This window comes from Streptomyces vulcanius (genome assembly GCF_042653945.1).
GTDB lineage: Bacteria > Actinomycetota > Actinomycetes > Streptomycetales > Streptomycetaceae > Streptomyces > Streptomyces mangrovi.
The window spans coordinates 1-15,349 of the sequence record NZ_JBHSFK010000053.1; the positions used below are offsets into that span (position 1 = coordinate 1).

Below are 15,349 nucleotides of genomic sequence, written 5' to 3' on the forward strand. Positions count from 1 at the left end.
ACCGCGGGGACCACGTTGTGCCCGTCGACCTCGACCACCGCCTCCCGCGGCGCCCGCAGCGCGGTGTGCAGCACCGCCCGGTCCTCGGTCGTGTTGATCCGCTCACCACGGAACATCGCATCCCGCAGCCCGAACACATCCGTCGCCGCCGCCAGTTCACGCAGCAAACGCAACGTCTCGTCCGTGACCAGATGCTTCGAGTAGTCGATGCGCAGATCGCCGACGCGTACCACATACCGCTCGGCGCGCCCGGGGTCCGTCGCGAACAGCTCGCGCAGGTGCGCCTGGGAGTCGGCGCGGTGGTCCGCCAGGGCGGTCCACTCGGGCCGCTCCGTCAGCCGGGGTGAGTCAGACATGGGAAGGGGTCTCCTTGGTGCCCTCGCCCCGCAGGGCGACGGCGTACATCTCGTCCGCGTCGAGGCGCCTGAGCTCCTCGGCGATCAGTTCGGAGGTGGGACGGACCTTCAGCGCGAGGGTGCGCGAGGGCTGGCCGGGCAGCGAGAGCGTGGCCAGCGGGCCCTCGGGGCGGTCGATGACGATCTCGCCCTTGTCGGTCCCGAGCCGTACGGCCGTGACCACGGGGCCCGCGGTTTCCACCCGGTCGACCTGCACGCCGAGCCGCGCCTCCAGCCAGCGCGCCAGCAGCTCGGCGCTCGGGTTGTCGGCCTCGCTCTCCACGGCCGCCGAGATGATCGGCATCCGGGCCTGGTCGAGGGCGGCCGCCAGCATCGACCGCCACGGCGTCAGCCGGGTCCAGGCGAGGTCGGTGTCGCCGGGGGCGTACGACTTCACGCGCGCCTCGAGGGCGGTCAGCGGCCGTTCCACGGCGTACATGTCGGTGATCCGGCGCTGCGCGAGGGCGCCCAGGGGGTCCTTGGACGGGTTGTGAGGCGCGTCCACCGGCCACCAGACGACGACCGGTGCGTCCGGCAGCAGCAGCGGCAGGACGACGGAGTCGGCGTGTTCGGACACCTCGCCGTACGTCCGCAGCACCACCGTCTCGCCGGTGCCGGCCTCGGAACCCACCCGGACCTCGGCGTCCAGCCGTGACTGGGTCCGCTCCCGGGGGCTGCGGGCATGCCGCTTGATGACGACCAGGGTGCGCGAGGGGTGCTCGTGCGAGGCCTCCTCGGCCGCCCTGATCGAGTCGTAGGCGTTCTCCTCGTCCGTGACGATGACCATCGTCAGGACCATGCCCACGGCGGGTGTGCCGATGGCGCGGCGGCCCTGCACCAGCGCCTTGTTGACCTTGCTTGCCGTGGTGTCGGTCAGGTCGATCTTCATGGCCTGCGCCAGCTCCGTCCGTCTCGTGCGAGCATCTCGTCGGCTTCCTCGGGACCCCAGCTGCCCGACGCGTACCGCGCCGGCCTGCCGTGTGTCGCCCAGTACCCCTCGATCGGGTCGAGGATCTTCCAGGACTCTTCCACTTCCTGGTGACGTGGGAACAAATTGGCGTCGCCGAGCAGCACGTCCAGGATGAGCCGTTCGTACGCCTCCGGGCTCGACTCGGTGAACGACTCGCCGTATGCGAAGTCCATCGTCACATCCCGGATCTCCATCGAGGTGCCCGGCACCTTGGACCCGAACCGGACCGTGACGCCCTCGTCCGGCTGGACGCGGATGACGATCGCGTTCTGCCCGAGTTCCTCGGTGGCGGTCGAGTCGAAGGGGGAGTGGGGCGCCCGCTGGAAGACGACGGCGATCTCGGTGACGCGGCGGCCGAGCCGCTTTCCGGTGCGCAGGTAGAACGGGACGCCCGCCCAGCGCCGGTTGTCGACCTCCAGCTTCACGGCGGCGTACGTGTTCGTGGTGGACGCCGGGTCGATGCCGTCCTCCTCCAGGTAGCCGAGCACCTTCTCGCCGCCCTGCCAGGCGCCCGCGTACTGTCCCCGCACGGTGTGCTTCCCGAGGTCCTCCGGCAGCTTCACGGCCTTGAGCACCTTGAGCTTCTCGGTGAGCAGCGAGGCCGCGTCGAAGGAGGCCGGCTCCTCCATGGCGGTCAGGGCCATCAGCTGGAGGAGGTGGTTCTGGATGACGTCACGGGCGGCGCCGATGCCGTCGTAGTAGCCGGCCCGGCCGCCGATGCCGATGTCCTCGGCCATCGTGATCTGTATGTGGTCTACAAACGACCGGTTCCAGATCGGCTCGAACATCGTGTTGGCGAAACGCAGCGCCAGGATGTTCTGGACGGTCTCCTTGCCCAGGTAGTGGTCGATACGGAACACCTGGTCGGGGTCGAACACGTCGTGCACGACAGCGTTCAGCTCCTGGGCGCTCGCCAGGTCGTGGCCGAACGGTTTTTCGATGACCGCCCGCCGCCAGGACCCCTCCGGCGCCTTCGCCAGGCCGTGCTTCTTGAGCTGCTCGACGACCTTCGGGAAGAACTTCGGCGGCACGGAGAGGTAGAACGCGAAGTTGCCGCCTGTGCCCCGGGAGGCGTCGAGCTCCTCGACGGCAGTCTTGAGCTGCTTGAACGCCGTGTCGTCGTCGAAGTCGCCGGGGACGAACCGCATGCCCTCGGCGAGCTGCTGCCAGACCTCCTCGCGGAACGGGGTGCGTGCGTGCTCGCGGACCGCGTCGTGGACGATCTGCGCGAAGTCCTCGTCCTCCCAGTCGCGCCGGGCGAAACCGACGAGGGAGAAGCCCGGCGGCAGCAGACCCCGGTTGGCGAGGTCGTAGACGGCCGGCATCAGCTTCTTGCGGGACAGGTCGCCCGTCACTCCGAAGATGACCAGGCCGGAGGGGCCCGCGATGCGCGGCAACCGCCGGTCACGGGCGTCCCGCAGCGGGTTGTCCCAGTCGGCGGTGGTGCTCGTGACGGTCCTGGAGGCGGTGTCCGGGGTGTGGTTCGGGGTGGTGCTCATTCCGCGTCAGCTCCCTCGCGCGCGTCGGCCGCCTTGCTCGCCAGTGACTTGGCGACCGTGTTCAGCAGGTCCTCCCACGCCGCCTCGAACTTGGCGACGCCCTCGTGCTCCAACCGGGTGACGACCTCGTCGTACGAGATGCCGAGTGCCTCTACGGCGGCCAGGTCGGCGCGGGCCTGCGGGTAGCCGCCGGTGACCGTGTCGCCGGTGATGTCGCCGTGGTCGGCGGCGGCGTTCAGCGTGGCCTCGGGCATGGTGTTGACCGTTCCGGGTGCGACCAGATCGTCTACATACAGCGTGTCCTTGTATGCAGGATCCTTCACACCGGTGGATGCCCACAGCGGACGCTGCCGGTTCGCCTTCGCCCCGGCCAGGGCGCCCCACCGCTCGCTCGTGAAGACGTCCTCGTACGCCTCGTAGGCCAGCCGCGCGTTGGCCAGCGCGGCCTTGCCCTTCAGGGAGAGGGCCTCGTCCGTGCCGATGGCGGTCAGCCGCTTGTCGATCTCGGTGTCGACGCGGGAGACGAAGAAGGAGGCCACGGAGTGGATGGTGGAGAGGTCGAGACCGTTCGCAAGCGCTTTCTCAAGGCCGGCCAGGTAGGCGTCCATGACCTCGCGGTAGCGCTCCAGCGAGAAGATCAGCGTGACGTTGACGCTGATACCGAGGCCGATGACCTCGGTGATCGCCGGGAGGCCGGCCTTCGTCGCCGGGATCTTGATCATGACGTTGGGGCGGTCGACCAGCCAGGCGAGCTGCTTGGCCTCGGCGATGGTGGCGGTGGTGTCGTGGGCGAGACGGGGGTCGACCTCGATGGACACACGACCGTCGACACCATTCGATGTGCGGTATACGGAATCCAGGATATCGGCGGCGGTCCGCACGTCGGCGGTCGTCAGCATCCGGACGGCCTCGTCCACCGTCACACCCCGCACGGCCAGCTCTGCGAGCTGCTCCTCGTAGCCCTCGCCGGAGCCGATGGCGGCCTGGAAGATGGACGGGTTGGTGGTGACGCCGACGATGTTCCGCGTGGCGACGAGTTCGGCGAGGTTGCCGGACCGAAGCCGCTTGCGCGACAGGTCGTCCAGCCAGATGGAGACGCCTTCGTCGGAGAGACGCTTGAGGGCTTCCGCGGGCGCGGTGGCTTCGTGCACTGTGATCATCTTCTTTCTGGCGTTCGGATCAACCACGCGAGGCGGCAAAGGATTCCCGGGCCGCCACGACGACGTTCTCGGGGGTGAAGCCGTACTCGGTGAACAGGGTCTGGGCGTCGGCGGAGGCGCCGAAGTGCTCCAGGGAGACGATGCGTCCGGCGTCGCCGACGAACCGGTGCCAGGTCAGGCCGATGCCCGCCTCGACCGCGACCCGGGCCTTCACCGACGGCGGCAGCACACGGTCGCGGTACTCCTGCGGCTGCTCCTCGAACCACTCCACGGACGGCATCGATACCACCCGCGTCCCGATCCCCTCGGCCTCCAGCGTCTCCCGCGCCGCGACGGCGAGCCGCACCTCGGATCCGGTCGCGATGAGGACGACGTCCGGAGTCCCGGAAGAGGCGTCGAAGAGGACGTAACCGCCCTTCGCGGCATCGGAGTCGGGGGCGTAGGTCGGGACACCTTGCCGGGTGAGGGCGAGGCCGTGCGGGGCCGGGCGGGTGGCGTGCCGCTTCAGGATCTCGGCCCAGGCGATCGCGGTCTCGTTGGCGTCGGCGGGGCGGACGACGTTCAGCCCCGGAATGGCCCTCAGTGCGGCCAGGTGCTCGACGGGCTGGTGCGTGGGGCCGTCCTCGCCGAGGCCGATGGAGTCGTGCGTCCACACGTAGGTCACCGGCAGCTGCATCAGCGCCGCCATGCGGACGGCGTTGCGCATGTAGTCGGAGAACACGAGGAAAGTGCCCCCGTATATACGGGTGTTGCCGTGGAGCGCGATGCCGTTCATCTCCGCGGCCATCGAGAACTCGCGGATGCCGAAGTGGATCGTACGGCCGTAAGGGTCGGCCCCGGGCAGGGGGTTGCCCTCGGGCAGGAACGAAGAGGCCTTGTCGATGGTGGTGTTGTTGGAACCTGCCAGGTCGGCCGAGCCGCCCCACAGCTCGGGGACGACCGCGCCGAGCGCCTGGAGCACCTTGCCCGAGGCGGCGCGGGTGGCGACGGACTTCCCGGGTTCGAACACCGGCAGGGCGTCCTCCCAGCCCTCGGGGAGCTGCCCGGCGACCACCCGGTCGAAGAGCTTCGCCCGCTCGGGGTCGGCCGCGCGCCACTCGGCGAGCCGCTTGTCCCAGGCCGCGTGCGCCTCGGCGCCCCGGTCGAGGGCGGCACGGGTGTGCGCGAGGACGTCGTCGTCGACCTGGAAGGAGCGCTCGGGGTCGAAGCCCAGCACGCGCTTGGTGGCGGCGACCTCCTCCGCGCCGAGCGCCGATCCGTGCGAGGCCTCGGTGTTGCGCGCGTTCGGCGCGGGCCAGGCGATGATCGTGCGCATCGCGACGATCGAGGGACGTCCGGTCTCCGCCTGCGCCGCCTTCAGGGCCGCATACAGTGCGGATACATCGATGTCACCGTCCTCCGCGGGCTCGACGCGCTGCACGTGCCAGCCGTACGCCTCGTACCGCTTCAGCACGTCCTCGGAGAACGCGGTCGCGGTGTCGCCCTCGATGGAGATGTGGTTGTCGTCGTAGAGGAAGACCAGGTTGCCGAGCTTCTGGTGGCCGGCGAGGGAGGAGGCCTCCGCGGAGACGCCCTCCTCCAGGTCGCCGTCGGAGACGATCGCCCAGATCGTGTGGTCGAAGAGGGACTCGCCCTGCGGCGTCCCGGGGTCGAACAGGCCGTGCTCGTAGCGGGCGGCCATCGCCATGCCGACGGCGTTGGCGACGCCCTGGCCGAGCGGGCCGGTGGTGGTCTCGACGCCGGCGGTGTGGCCGTACTCGGGGTGGCCCGGCGTCTTCGAGCCGTGGGTGCGGAAGCTCTTCAGGTCGTCGAGCTCCAACTCGTATCCGGAGAGGAAGAGCTGGGTGTACAGGGTGAGCGAGGTGTGCCCGGGGGAGAGGACGAACCGGTCGCGGCCGGTCCACTCGGGGTCCGCCGGGTCGTGCCGCATCACCTTCTGAAAGATCGTGTACGCGGCAGGGGCGAGGCTCATCGCGGTGCCCGGATGGCCGTTGCCCACCTTCTGAACGGCATCCGCGGCCAGGAGACGTGCGGTGTCGACGGCACGCCGGTCGAGGTCGGTCCACTCGAAGCTGTTCGGTGTCTGCGTGCTCATCTTCAAGAAGTCCTCAGTGCGAGAGGTGATCCGGCTCTGACACGTTCAAAAGTAAAAGTCTGACTTTTAGGCCGGAAGGTCTTGCTGTGTCAGCCTGTGGTGAAAGTGGGACACGGCAGTGGCGGCAGGACGGCACGAGAAGGACATGACGGACAGAAACTCCCAAGGTCACCCTCACGATCACTCCGGGGACGGCGACGGAATCAGGACCTTCCCGTTTCCCGTCGAACTCAGCCTGGGCGGCGTCGGTATGCAGGTCGGCCCGATGGGCACCGGCCGCACCTGGCACGCCGACGGCGCGCCGCTGGACCGCGTCCACCGCATCGACTTCCACGTGGTGTTGCTCTTCGCCGACGGCCCGGTACACCACATGATCGACTTCGCCGAGTACGAGGCGACGGCCGGCGACCTGCTCTGGATCCGCCCGGGGCAGGTCCACCGCTTCTCACGGTCGAGCGAGTACCGCGGCACCGTACTCACCATGCAACCCGGTTTCCTGCCCCGTGCCACGGTCGAGGCGACCGGCCTGTACCGCTACGACCTGCCGCCCCTCCTGCATCTCACCCCGACCCAACTGGTCGGCCTGCGCGCCTCACTGACGTACCTTCAGCAGGAGTACGAGGACAGCGCGACGCTTCCGCCGAGCCTGCACACAGCCGTACTGCGGCACTCCCTCACCGCGTTCCTGCTGCGCCTCGGGCACCTCGCGGCGAGCTCCGAGGAGGCCGGGCGGCGCACCGAGTCGACGTTCACCCTGTTCCGGGACGCCGTGGAAAAGGACTTCGCCGTCAACCACAGCGTCAGCGCCTACGCGGACGCCCTCGGCTACTCCCGCCGCACCCTGGTCCGTGCGGTCCGCGCCGCCACCGGCGAGACACCCAAGGGCTTCATCGACAAACGGGTCGTCCTGGAGGCGAAGCGGCTCCTGGCCCACACGGACCTGCCGATCGGCCGGGTCGGCGCGGCGGTCGGCTTCCCCGACCCGGCCAACTTCTCCAAGTTCTTCCAGCTGCACACCGGACGGACACCGGTGGCGTTCCGCGCCGAACTGCGGTGAGGCGGGACGGGGTTGTGGTCGGCGCCGAGGAGTGGCGGCAAGGGGTGGCGAGGGGTGGCGTGCGGCGGCGAGGGGTTGAAGACCGGGGACTTTGTGCCGAGACTCCTGTGCCATGAGTGACTGGTTCCGGCAGCAGGGGCACGGGGTGCGGTTCGAGTGGGGCCCGGTCGGCGCCCGGCGGCTCGCCGCCGACGTCGCCTGCCTGGTGGTGGTCGACGTCCTGTCCTTCACGACGTCCGTCACGGTCGCCGTGGAGACGGGGACCCGCGTCTACCCGTACGCCTGGCGGGACGGAACGGCACGCGCCTTCGCCAGTGAACGGGACGCCGAACTCGCGGTAGGGAGACGGGAAGTGACGCCCGATCACCCGTGGTCGCTGTCGCCCGCCGCACTGCTCGGCGCGCCCTTCGCTCCCCGGCTGGTCCTCCCGTCGCCCAACGGTTCGGCCATCTCCGCGGCGGCCGGTGACACCACCGTGGTCGCGGGCTGCCTGCGCAACGCCACGGCGGTGGGCCGCTGGCTCGCCGCCCAGGGATACGGCACCGAACACCGCCCGGTCGGGGTGATCGCCGCGGGCGAGCGCTGGCCGGACGACACCCTGCGGCCCGCGCTGGAGGACCTGCTCGGCGCCGGCGCGGTCATCGCCGAGTTACGTCGGCAGGGAGCGGGCCCCCTGTCGCCGGAAGCCGCCGCCGCGCGGGCCGCCTTCATCGGGACCCCCGACGTTCCGGACGCGGTGGGCCGCTGCTCCTCCGGCCTGGAACTGGCCCGGGACGGCTTCGCCGCCGACGTGACGGTCGCGACGGAACTCGACGCCGCCACGACGGTGCCGGTGCTGACGGAGGGGGCGTTCACGGCGTCGTAGAACGCGGGACGGCGCCCCTCCTGCCGACGTGAGCGGTGGCGCCCAGGGTGCGCGGGACTAACTGCCCATGACGCGGGTCGCGTTGGCCTCCGCCTCACGCTCGAAGCGGTCCGACGGATCGGACACCTGGAGCCCCGCGCCGTTGTCGGCGCCCGCGACAGGCCCCTGTCGCTGCTGGATGACATGGGTCAACTCGTGCGCCAGGGTGTGCCGGTCACCGCCGCCGTCACCGATGACGATGTGGTTGCCCGAGGTGTAGGCCCGGGCCCCGATCTCGGCCGCCGACGCCTTCGCGGTGGAGTCGGTGTGCAGGCGCACGGAGGAGAAGTCGGCGCCGAGCCGGCCCTCCATGTCCGTACGGGTGGCCGTGTCGAGCGGCCGGCCGGTACCACGCAGCACGTCGTGGACGGCCGAGCGCTGCACCGCGGGAGCCGCCTGCGGCGCCGCGGCCTCCTGGTGGCCGCAGTCGGGGCCGTGCCGGTGCTCGTCCTGCGCCGTCGCCTCTGAGTGGCCCGCTTGGCGCAGCATCTGGACGACCGCCGCGTTGCCCGCGGTGCGCTGGAGGGCGAGCAGCCGGTGCGCCGGCGGGGCGCCGGTCTTCGCCGGGGCCGCCGCGCCCTTGCGGGGCGCCTCGTCGGGAGTTCTGCCGGGTTTCGGTGTGCGCACGACGTGCCTTCCAAGCGGGCGGGACGACACCTCTCTGGATATCGCCCAACCACCCTCCGGCGGAAGGGCCGTGGGGGCAGACTCCGCTGCCCCCACGGCCTGCCGGACCGGATCAGTGTCCGAAGGTGAACCAGTTGACGTTCACGAAGTCCGCCGACTGCCCGCTGGTGAAGGTGAGATACACGTCGTGCGTGCCCGTGACGGAGCTGATGTTCGCCGGGACCGTCCGCCAGGACTGCCAGCCACCGGTGTTGGCCAACGCGAAGCTCCCGACGGGAGTACTCGTGCGGCTGTCGAGACGCACCTCGACCAGTCCGCTGACCCCGCTCGCCGCACCGCTGGCCACCCGCGCGTTGAACTGGGTCGCCGCCGTGGAACCGAAGTTGACGCCCTGGTACAGCGCCCAGTCGCCGTTGGCGAGGGAACCGATGTTCTGGCCGCCACCGGTGTCGCTCGTGGTCTCCGTGGCCGTGCCGGACTGGCTGTTGTACGACTCGGCCTGGATCGTGGAGTAGGCGTCACGGCTGCCGGTCGGCGGCGGTGTCGTGGTACCGCTCCCACCGGCCTGGAGCACCTGCACGTAGTCGACGACCATCGGGTGGCCCGATTCGGTGGCGCTGTCCAGGCCGCCGCCGAACGCGTCGGGGAAGGCGCCGCCCATCGCCACGTTCAGGATGACGAAGAAACCGTGGTTGGTCGCGTTGGTCCAGGTGGTCGCATCGACCTGACTGGCCGTCACCGTGTGGTAGTTGACGCCGTCGACGTAGAAGCGGATCGCCTCGGGGCTCACCGAGCGGTCCCACTCCATCGTGTAGGTGTGGAAGCCCGACTGGCAGGTGGTGTTGGGACAGGCGGTCGAATTGCCGATCCCGGTGGTTTCGTTGCACGGGCCCCCGGGGTTCGTGCCGCAGTGCACAGTCGCCCACACCTTGTTCAGGCCCTGGACGTTCTCCATGATGTCCAACTCGCCCACGCTCGGCCAGTTCTGGTAGTTGCCCCGGTACGGCGCGCCCAGCATCCAGAAGGCCGGCCAGTAGCCCTCGGCCGCGGTGCCGGTGACGTTCGGCATCTGCAGCCGGGCCTCGACGCGCAGCTTGCCGCCCGACGGGGGCTGGAAGTCGGTGCGGGTGGTCTCGATACGGCCCGAGGTCCAGTTGCCGGCCGAGTCGCGCAGCGGGGTGATGCGCAGATTGCCGTTGCCGTCGAGGGAGACGTTGCTGGTGCTGTTGGTCATCGTCTCGACCTCGCCGGTACCCCAGTTGGCGGGCCCGCCCGGATACGAGGTTCCGGTGCTGTACTGCCAGTTGGAGGTGTTGACGCCGGTGCCGGCGGTGCCGGTGAAGTCGTCGAGGAAGACCTGCGACCAGCCCGAGGGAGGCGTGGGCGCGGAGGCGTTCGCGGACGGGACGGCCAGCGTGGCCGCAGCCGCCGCCAGGCCGAGTCCGCCGAGCGCGGCGACGAACGCCCGCCGCAGCGGGCGTCGTTTGCGAGGTGTGCCGGAGGTGTCACGCATGTGGGGTGCCTCTCGGGTACGGAGTGGGGGTGCGCGGGTGCCTTCGAGCGCACTCTGAGAGCGCTCTCAAAGTGGGCCCAATGTGCTCCCCGGCACTTCCGCCGTCAAGACTTAAAGCAAGGAAAGTCCTTCCCTGGCAGGTGGGTTCACCCAGTGAATGACGTTGTGGACTGCGGCTGTTCTACAGCGCGCTGCCCGCCTTCCAGTCCGCCCACGACAGGTTCCAGCCGTTCAGGCCGTTGGCCGGATCGACGGTCCTCTCGCCCGAGTTCTTCACGATCACCACATCGCCGAGCATCGAACTCGCGTAGAACTCGTAGCCCGGCACGGAGCTGTCGTTGGCCCCCTTGGCGTCGTGCAGGCCGACGCAGCCGTGGCTGGTGTTCTGGCTGCCGAACACCGAGGTCGAGGCCCAGTAGTTGCCGTGGACGAAGGTGCCGGAGGTGGTCAGGCGCTGGGCGTGCGGGACATCGGAGATGTCGTACTCGTCACCGAGGCCGACCGTCGAGGACTCCATCCGGGTCTGCTTGAACCGCTCGCTGATCACCATGATCCCGGACCAGGTGGTGTGGTCGGAGTCGCCGCCGGAGACGGGGTAGGTGGCGAGGGTCGCGCCGTCCCGTTTCACCACCATCTCCTTGGCGGAGAGGTCGACGGTGCTGATCTGCTCGCGGCCGATGTGGAAGGTGACGTCCTTCGACTGTATGCCGTATACGCCATCCGTTCCCTCGACGTCCTTCAACCGCAGACCGAGGGTGATCTTGGTGCCGGGAGCCCAGTACGTCTCCGGCCGGAAGTCGAGCCGGGTGTCGCTGAACCAGTGGCCCACGATCTCCACCGCCGGCTCGACGGTCACCGTGATCGCCTTCTGCACGGCCGCCCGGTCCGCCACCGCGTGGGTGAAGTTGATCGACACGGGCATGCCGACGCCGGAGGTCGAATCGGCCTCGGGAGTGAAGTAGCCGACGAAGGTCTCGCCCGGCGACTTGGTGGTGAAGGTCGAGGTCTGCGCCGCGCCGGCACCCTCCGCCTGCGCGGTAACCGTGTACTTGGTGCCCGAGTACGGGTTCTCGGCCGACGTCCACTTCGTCCTGGCGTCGTCGAGGGAGCCGGCCAGGGTGGAACCGTCGTTGCCCGTCACCTTCACGGACGCGAGGGTGCCGTCGGTCACCGTCACCTCGACCGGGCTGGCGAACGCGGCCTTCTTGGTGCCGTCGGCCGGGGTGACCGTGATCACGGGCTGTTTCGCGACCGCCGACGCCTTGGTGGACGCGGACGCCCGACTGCCGTCCGTGCCCTCGGACGCGTCCGCCGACCCGGAGCTGCACCCGGTCAGCGCGACGGCGGGCACGGCACCCAGCACGGCCAGGATCCCGCGCCGGGACCACCCCTCCGACTGCTGCTCGGACCGGTTCGATATGTGCGACACGCCCACGGCACGCCTTCCTCGGATGTCCACCTTTGTGCCTGCATCCTGCGCCCCGGACCTGGGTCGATCCTTTGAATGCCCGGGCCGCAGTCTGAGATTTCCGTGAGGACCCTGCGGCTGTGCCGGTCGGCGGTGGACAGGCGTCGGGCGCCCCGGACCGGCGCCGACTGCGGGGACAGGGCGACACGACTGCGGGGCCGGACGAAGGGGACCGGACCGGCACCCCGCAGTGTGGGGGTCCGGCGCCGGGTCCCGTCCCGGGCTCGGGTTCCGCCTACTCCTGGCTGCGGTCCGGCCGCCACCCCAGCGCCCGCGAGATCCCGCGCGCCGCGACCCGTACGGCCGGTATCAGCACCGGTACCTGCGCGTCGGCGTAGGGCACGACCACCGACACGGCGGCGACCACCGCCCCGCCCGGCCCACGCACCGGTGCGGCGACCGACAGGGCGTCTTCCGTGACCTGACGGCTGCTCACCGCCACGCCCGTACGCCGCACTTCGGCCAGTATCCGGCGCAACCGTCCGGGTCTGGTGATCGTATGGGCCGTGAAGGACGTCAACGGCCCGGCGCAGTACTCCTCTTGGAACTCGGTACCGCCGTGCGCGAGCAGGACCAGCCCGACGCCGGTGACGTGCAGCGGCCAGCGGGCACCCACCCGGATGTGTACGCCGACCGCCGAACGCCCGGAGATCCACTCGGTGTAGACGACCTCCGCGCCGTCCCGCACCGCCAACTGCACGTTCTCGTGCGTCGCTTCGTACAGATCCTCCAGATACGGCAGCGCCGCCTGACGCAGCGCGAGGCCTCGCGGGGCGAGCGCGGCGATCTCCCACAGCCGCAGCCCCACGTGGTACAGGCCGGCGTCGTCCCGCTCCAGGGCGCCCCAGTCGGTCAGTGCGGCCACCAGTCGGTGCGCGGTGGTGAGGGTCAGCCCGGCCCGCCGGCTGATGTCGGTAAGGCAGAGGGCGGGGTGCGTGTGGTCGAAAGCGGCGAGCACGGCCAGCAGACGGTCGGGTGCGGAACGGGAGGACATGGCGAGGGCGCCCCGGTTCACTTCGGCGTTCCTCACGGGATACTCCTCGCTGCCTACTGCCTACTGCCTACTGCCTACTGCCTACTGCCTACTGCCTACTGCCTACTGCCTACCGCCCACCGAGCGCGGGCCACCGCCTTCCGTAGACACCATCCCTCCCACCGCATCAGCCCAGCCCATCCTCCGCAAGCCGTCGCAGCAGCCCGTGCAGCGTCTCGCGTTCGGCGGGGTCGAGCGGTCCGAGGAGTTCGTTGGTCACCCGCAGCCCCGCCTCGTCCGTGTCGCGCAGAAACGTGCCGCCGGTCTCGGTGAGGACGACGATCCGGCTGCGGCGGTCGTCGGGGGAGGGCCGGCGTTCGACGAAGCCCAGCTTCTCCAGGTCGTCGACCAGGCCGACGATCGCGCTGGGGTCGTAGCCGAGGGACGTGCTCAGCTCCCGCTGCAGCGCGCCCGGCGAGGTGGCGAGGAAGCGCAGCACGGCGTAGTGGCGCAGCCGCAGCCCGGACTCCTGCAGGAAGGCGTTGAAGAGCTGCCCCGAGCGCAGCCCCAGCCGGTACATCAGGTAGCCCGTGTCCGCGTGCAACCCGCGCATCCACGGCTCCTCGGCGTCGATCGGAGGGTTGGCGGTGTGCTGCTGGCGGGCGATGGCGGGCTCCCTGGTCGAGGCCCCGGCCGGGCGGGGCGGTTCTTCGTGCCGGTACCAGTCTGGCGCACCGATCGGTTTGCAACAACTATTGACGTCAACAATTATTGCTCTTAGCTTCGATCTCAGCCTTGATCCCGACTTCGCCTTCGAGGCCGCACTCCGCCGCAACGCCCGCTGCCCCCGGGGCAGCACCTTTCGTGAAGGGACTCGCTCGTGCCCAGCATCGATCTCACCGGCAAGGCCGCCGTCGTCACCGGCAGCGGCCGGGGCCTCGGCCTCGCGTACGCGCACGCCCTGGCCGCCCACGGCGCGTCCGTGGTCGTCAACGACGTGGACGAGGCGGTCGCCGAGCAGGCCGTGAAGTCCATCACCGAGGCCGGCGGCACCGCGGTCGCCGAGGTGGTCCCGGTCGGCACCGCCGAGGCCGCCCAGCGGCTGGTCGACCGTGCCGTGTCGGAGTTCGGGCGGCTCGACGTCCTGGTCACCAACGCCGGCATCCTGCGCGACAAGGTGCTGTGGAAGATGACCGACGACGACTTCGACGCGGTGATCACCACCCATCTCAAGGGCACCTTCACCTGCGCCCGGGCCGCCGCCGTGCGGATGCGCGAGCAGGGTGAGGGCGGCACGCTGATCCTGGTCGGCTCGCCGGCCGGCCAGCGCGGCAACTTCGGCCAGACGAACTACGCCGCGGCCAAGGCCGGCATCGCCGCCATGGCGCGTACCTGGTCGATGGAGCTGGGACGGGCGAACATCACCGTCAACGCGATCGTCCCGGTCGCCGCGACGGCGATGACCGAGACCATTCCCGCGTTCGCCCCCTACGTCGAGGCGCTGAAGAACGGCGAGTCCTTCCCGGACTTCCTCCGCAAGGGCGAGGGCTTCGGCACCCCCGAGGACTGCGCCGGGCTCGTGCCCTTCCTCGCCTCCGAGGCGGCTCGCGGCATCACCGGCCAGGCCATCGGCATCGGCGGTGACAAGGTGGCACTCTGGTCGCATCCGCAGGAGATCCGCGCGGCCTACGCCGACGGCGGCTGGACCCCGTCCGCCCTGGCCGACGCCTTCCCCACCTCGGTCGGCGCCGAACTGCAGACGGTCGGTATACCGGCGCCCAAGTTCCCGGAGGCCTGACCATGGCGACCCTCAACGTCGAGGAACTCGTCGCGATCGACGTCCACACGCACGCGGAGGTGTCCTCCAAGGGCCACTCCTCGCTCGACGACGACCTGCACGACGCGTCCTCCGCCTACTTCAAGGTGGAGGGCAACCGGAAGCCGACCATCGAGGAGACGGCCGCCTACTACCGCGAGCGCAGGATGGCCGCCGTGATCTTCACGGTGGACGCCGAGTCCGCGACCGGTACGGCACCCGTCCCCAACGAGGAGGTCGCCGAGGCCGCCGCCGCCAACGCGGACGTGCTCATCCCCTTCGCCTCCATCGACCCCTTCCGCGGGAAGGCGGGCGTGCGGCAGGCCCGCCGCCTGGTCGAGGAGTACGGGGTGAAGGGCTTCAAGTTCCACCCCAACATCCAGGGCTTCTTCCCCAACGACCGCTCGGTGGCCTACGAGCTCTACGAGGTCATCGAGGAAACCGGTTCCATCGCCCTGTTCCACACCGGCCAGACCGGTATCGGCGCGGGGGTCCCCGGCGGGGGCGGGATCCGGCTGAAGTACTCCAACCCGCTGCACGTGGACGACGTCGCCGCGGACTTCCCGCACCTCAAGATCATCCTTGCGCACCCGTCGTTCCCCTGGCAGGACGAGGCCCTGGCCGTCGCCACGCACAAGCCCGGCGTGCACATCGACCTGTCCGGCTGGTCGCCGAAGTACTTCCCGCCGCAGCTCGTGCAGTACGCCAACACGCTGCTGAAGGACAAGGTCCTCTTCGGCTCCGACTTCCCCGTCCTGACCCCCGACCGCTGGCTCGCCGACTTCGACAAGCTGACGATCAAGGACGAGGTCAAGCCGAAGATCCTCAAGGAGAACGCCGCCCGTCTGCTCGGGCTGACGAGACCGTAAGGG

Annotated in this window: 13 protein-coding genes and 1 pseudogene; 4 read left to right on the plus strand and 10 right to left on the minus strand. The window is 70.1% G+C overall.

All coding sequences use genetic code 11. The features are described from left to right. The 5 genes and pseudogenes from ACFPIH_RS48735 to tkt all read right to left on the minus strand — a co-directional run. Window positions 1-356, minus strand: a pseudogene (locus tag ACFPIH_RS48735) (glucose-6-phosphate isomerase); the annotation flags it as partial. After that, complete coding sequence (gene opcA / locus ACFPIH_RS48740; protein WP_381185767.1) at window positions 349-1,284, minus strand: glucose-6-phosphate dehydrogenase assembly protein OpcA; 936 nt, start codon at window positions 1,282-1,284, stop codon at window positions 349-351. The pseudogene ACFPIH_RS48735 and the gene opcA, both read right to left, overlap by 8 nt. Beyond that, window positions 1,281-2,864 (minus strand): glucose-6-phosphate dehydrogenase, encoded by a 1,584-nt coding sequence (gene zwf / locus ACFPIH_RS48745; protein WP_381185764.1) that lies wholly within the window; start codon window positions 2,862-2,864, stop codon window positions 1,281-1,283. Before zwf ends, opcA begins: the two co-directional genes overlap by 4 nt. Next, on the minus strand, window positions 2,861-4,024 hold the full coding sequence (tal, locus tag ACFPIH_RS48750) for a transaldolase (RefSeq protein WP_381185761.1): 1,164 nt from the start codon (window positions 4,022-4,024) through the stop codon (window positions 2,861-2,863). Before tal ends, zwf begins: the two co-directional genes overlap by 4 nt. A 19-nt stretch (window positions 4,025-4,043) precedes the next feature. Further along, the gene (gene tkt / locus ACFPIH_RS48755; RefSeq protein ID WP_381185758.1) at window positions 4,044-6,119 is read right to left on the minus strand and encodes a transketolase; all 2,076 of its coding nucleotides are present in this window, start codon (window positions 6,117-6,119) and stop codon (window positions 4,044-4,046) included. 145 nt (window positions 6,120-6,264) lie between these two features. Here tkt and ACFPIH_RS48760 point away from each other — a divergent pair, with 145 nt between their 5' ends. Continuing rightward, the gene (locus ACFPIH_RS48760) at window positions 6,265-7,176 is read left to right on the plus strand and encodes a helix-turn-helix domain-containing protein (protein WP_381185755.1); all 912 of its coding nucleotides are present in this window, start codon (window positions 6,265-6,267) and stop codon (window positions 7,174-7,176) included. 112 nt (window positions 7,177-7,288) lie between these two features. Then, the gene (locus ACFPIH_RS48765; protein ID WP_381185752.1) at window positions 7,289-8,041 is read left to right on the plus strand and encodes a 2-phosphosulfolactate phosphatase; all 753 of its coding nucleotides are present in this window, start codon (window positions 7,289-7,291) and stop codon (window positions 8,039-8,041) included. Between the two features lie 57 nt (window positions 8,042-8,098). Here ACFPIH_RS48765 and ACFPIH_RS48770 read toward each other — a convergent pair whose 3' ends face one another. From ACFPIH_RS48770 to ACFPIH_RS48790, 5 genes are all read right to left on the minus strand, one after another. Then, window positions 8,099-8,707 carry an eCIS core domain-containing protein gene (locus ACFPIH_RS48770; protein ID WP_381185749.1) on the minus strand — a complete coding sequence of 203 codons (609 nt, stop codon included), beginning with the start codon at window positions 8,705-8,707 and terminating at the stop codon, window positions 8,099-8,101. A gap of 112 nt (window positions 8,708-8,819) precedes the next feature. Continuing rightward, entirely contained in the window at window positions 8,820-10,220 is a 1,401-nt protein-coding gene (locus ACFPIH_RS48775) for a glycoside hydrolase family 16 protein (RefSeq protein ID WP_381185747.1), read from the minus strand. 181 nt (window positions 10,221-10,401) lie between these two features. Beyond that, the gene (locus tag ACFPIH_RS48780) at window positions 10,402-11,655 is read right to left on the minus strand and encodes a L,D-transpeptidase (protein WP_381185744.1); all 1,254 of its coding nucleotides are present in this window, start codon (window positions 11,653-11,655) and stop codon (window positions 10,402-10,404) included. Between the two features lie 268 nt (window positions 11,656-11,923). Continuing rightward, a complete protein-coding gene (locus ACFPIH_RS48785; protein WP_381185772.1) occupies window positions 11,924-12,682 on the minus strand; it encodes an IclR family transcriptional regulator in 759 nt (252 codons plus the stop codon). A gap of 166 nt (window positions 12,683-12,848) precedes the next feature. Beyond that, window positions 12,849-13,274, minus strand: coding sequence for a MarR family winged helix-turn-helix transcriptional regulator (locus ACFPIH_RS48790; RefSeq protein WP_381185741.1), 426 nt, complete (start codon window positions 13,272-13,274; stop codon window positions 12,849-12,851). Window positions 13,275-13,541: 267 nt separating this feature from the next. Here ACFPIH_RS48790 and ACFPIH_RS48795 point away from each other — a divergent pair, with 267 nt between their 5' ends. Together ACFPIH_RS48795 and ACFPIH_RS48800 are read left to right on the plus strand one after the other, a co-directional pair. Continuing rightward, a complete protein-coding gene (locus ACFPIH_RS48795) occupies window positions 13,542-14,459 on the plus strand; it encodes an SDR family NAD(P)-dependent oxidoreductase (protein WP_381185739.1) in 918 nt (305 codons plus the stop codon). Between the two features lie 2 nt (window positions 14,460-14,461). Next, window positions 14,462-15,346, plus strand: a complete 885-nt coding sequence (locus ACFPIH_RS48800; RefSeq protein WP_381185736.1) for an amidohydrolase family protein — start codon at window positions 14,462-14,464, stop codon at window positions 15,344-15,346. Window positions 15,347-15,349 lie beyond the last annotated feature (3 nt).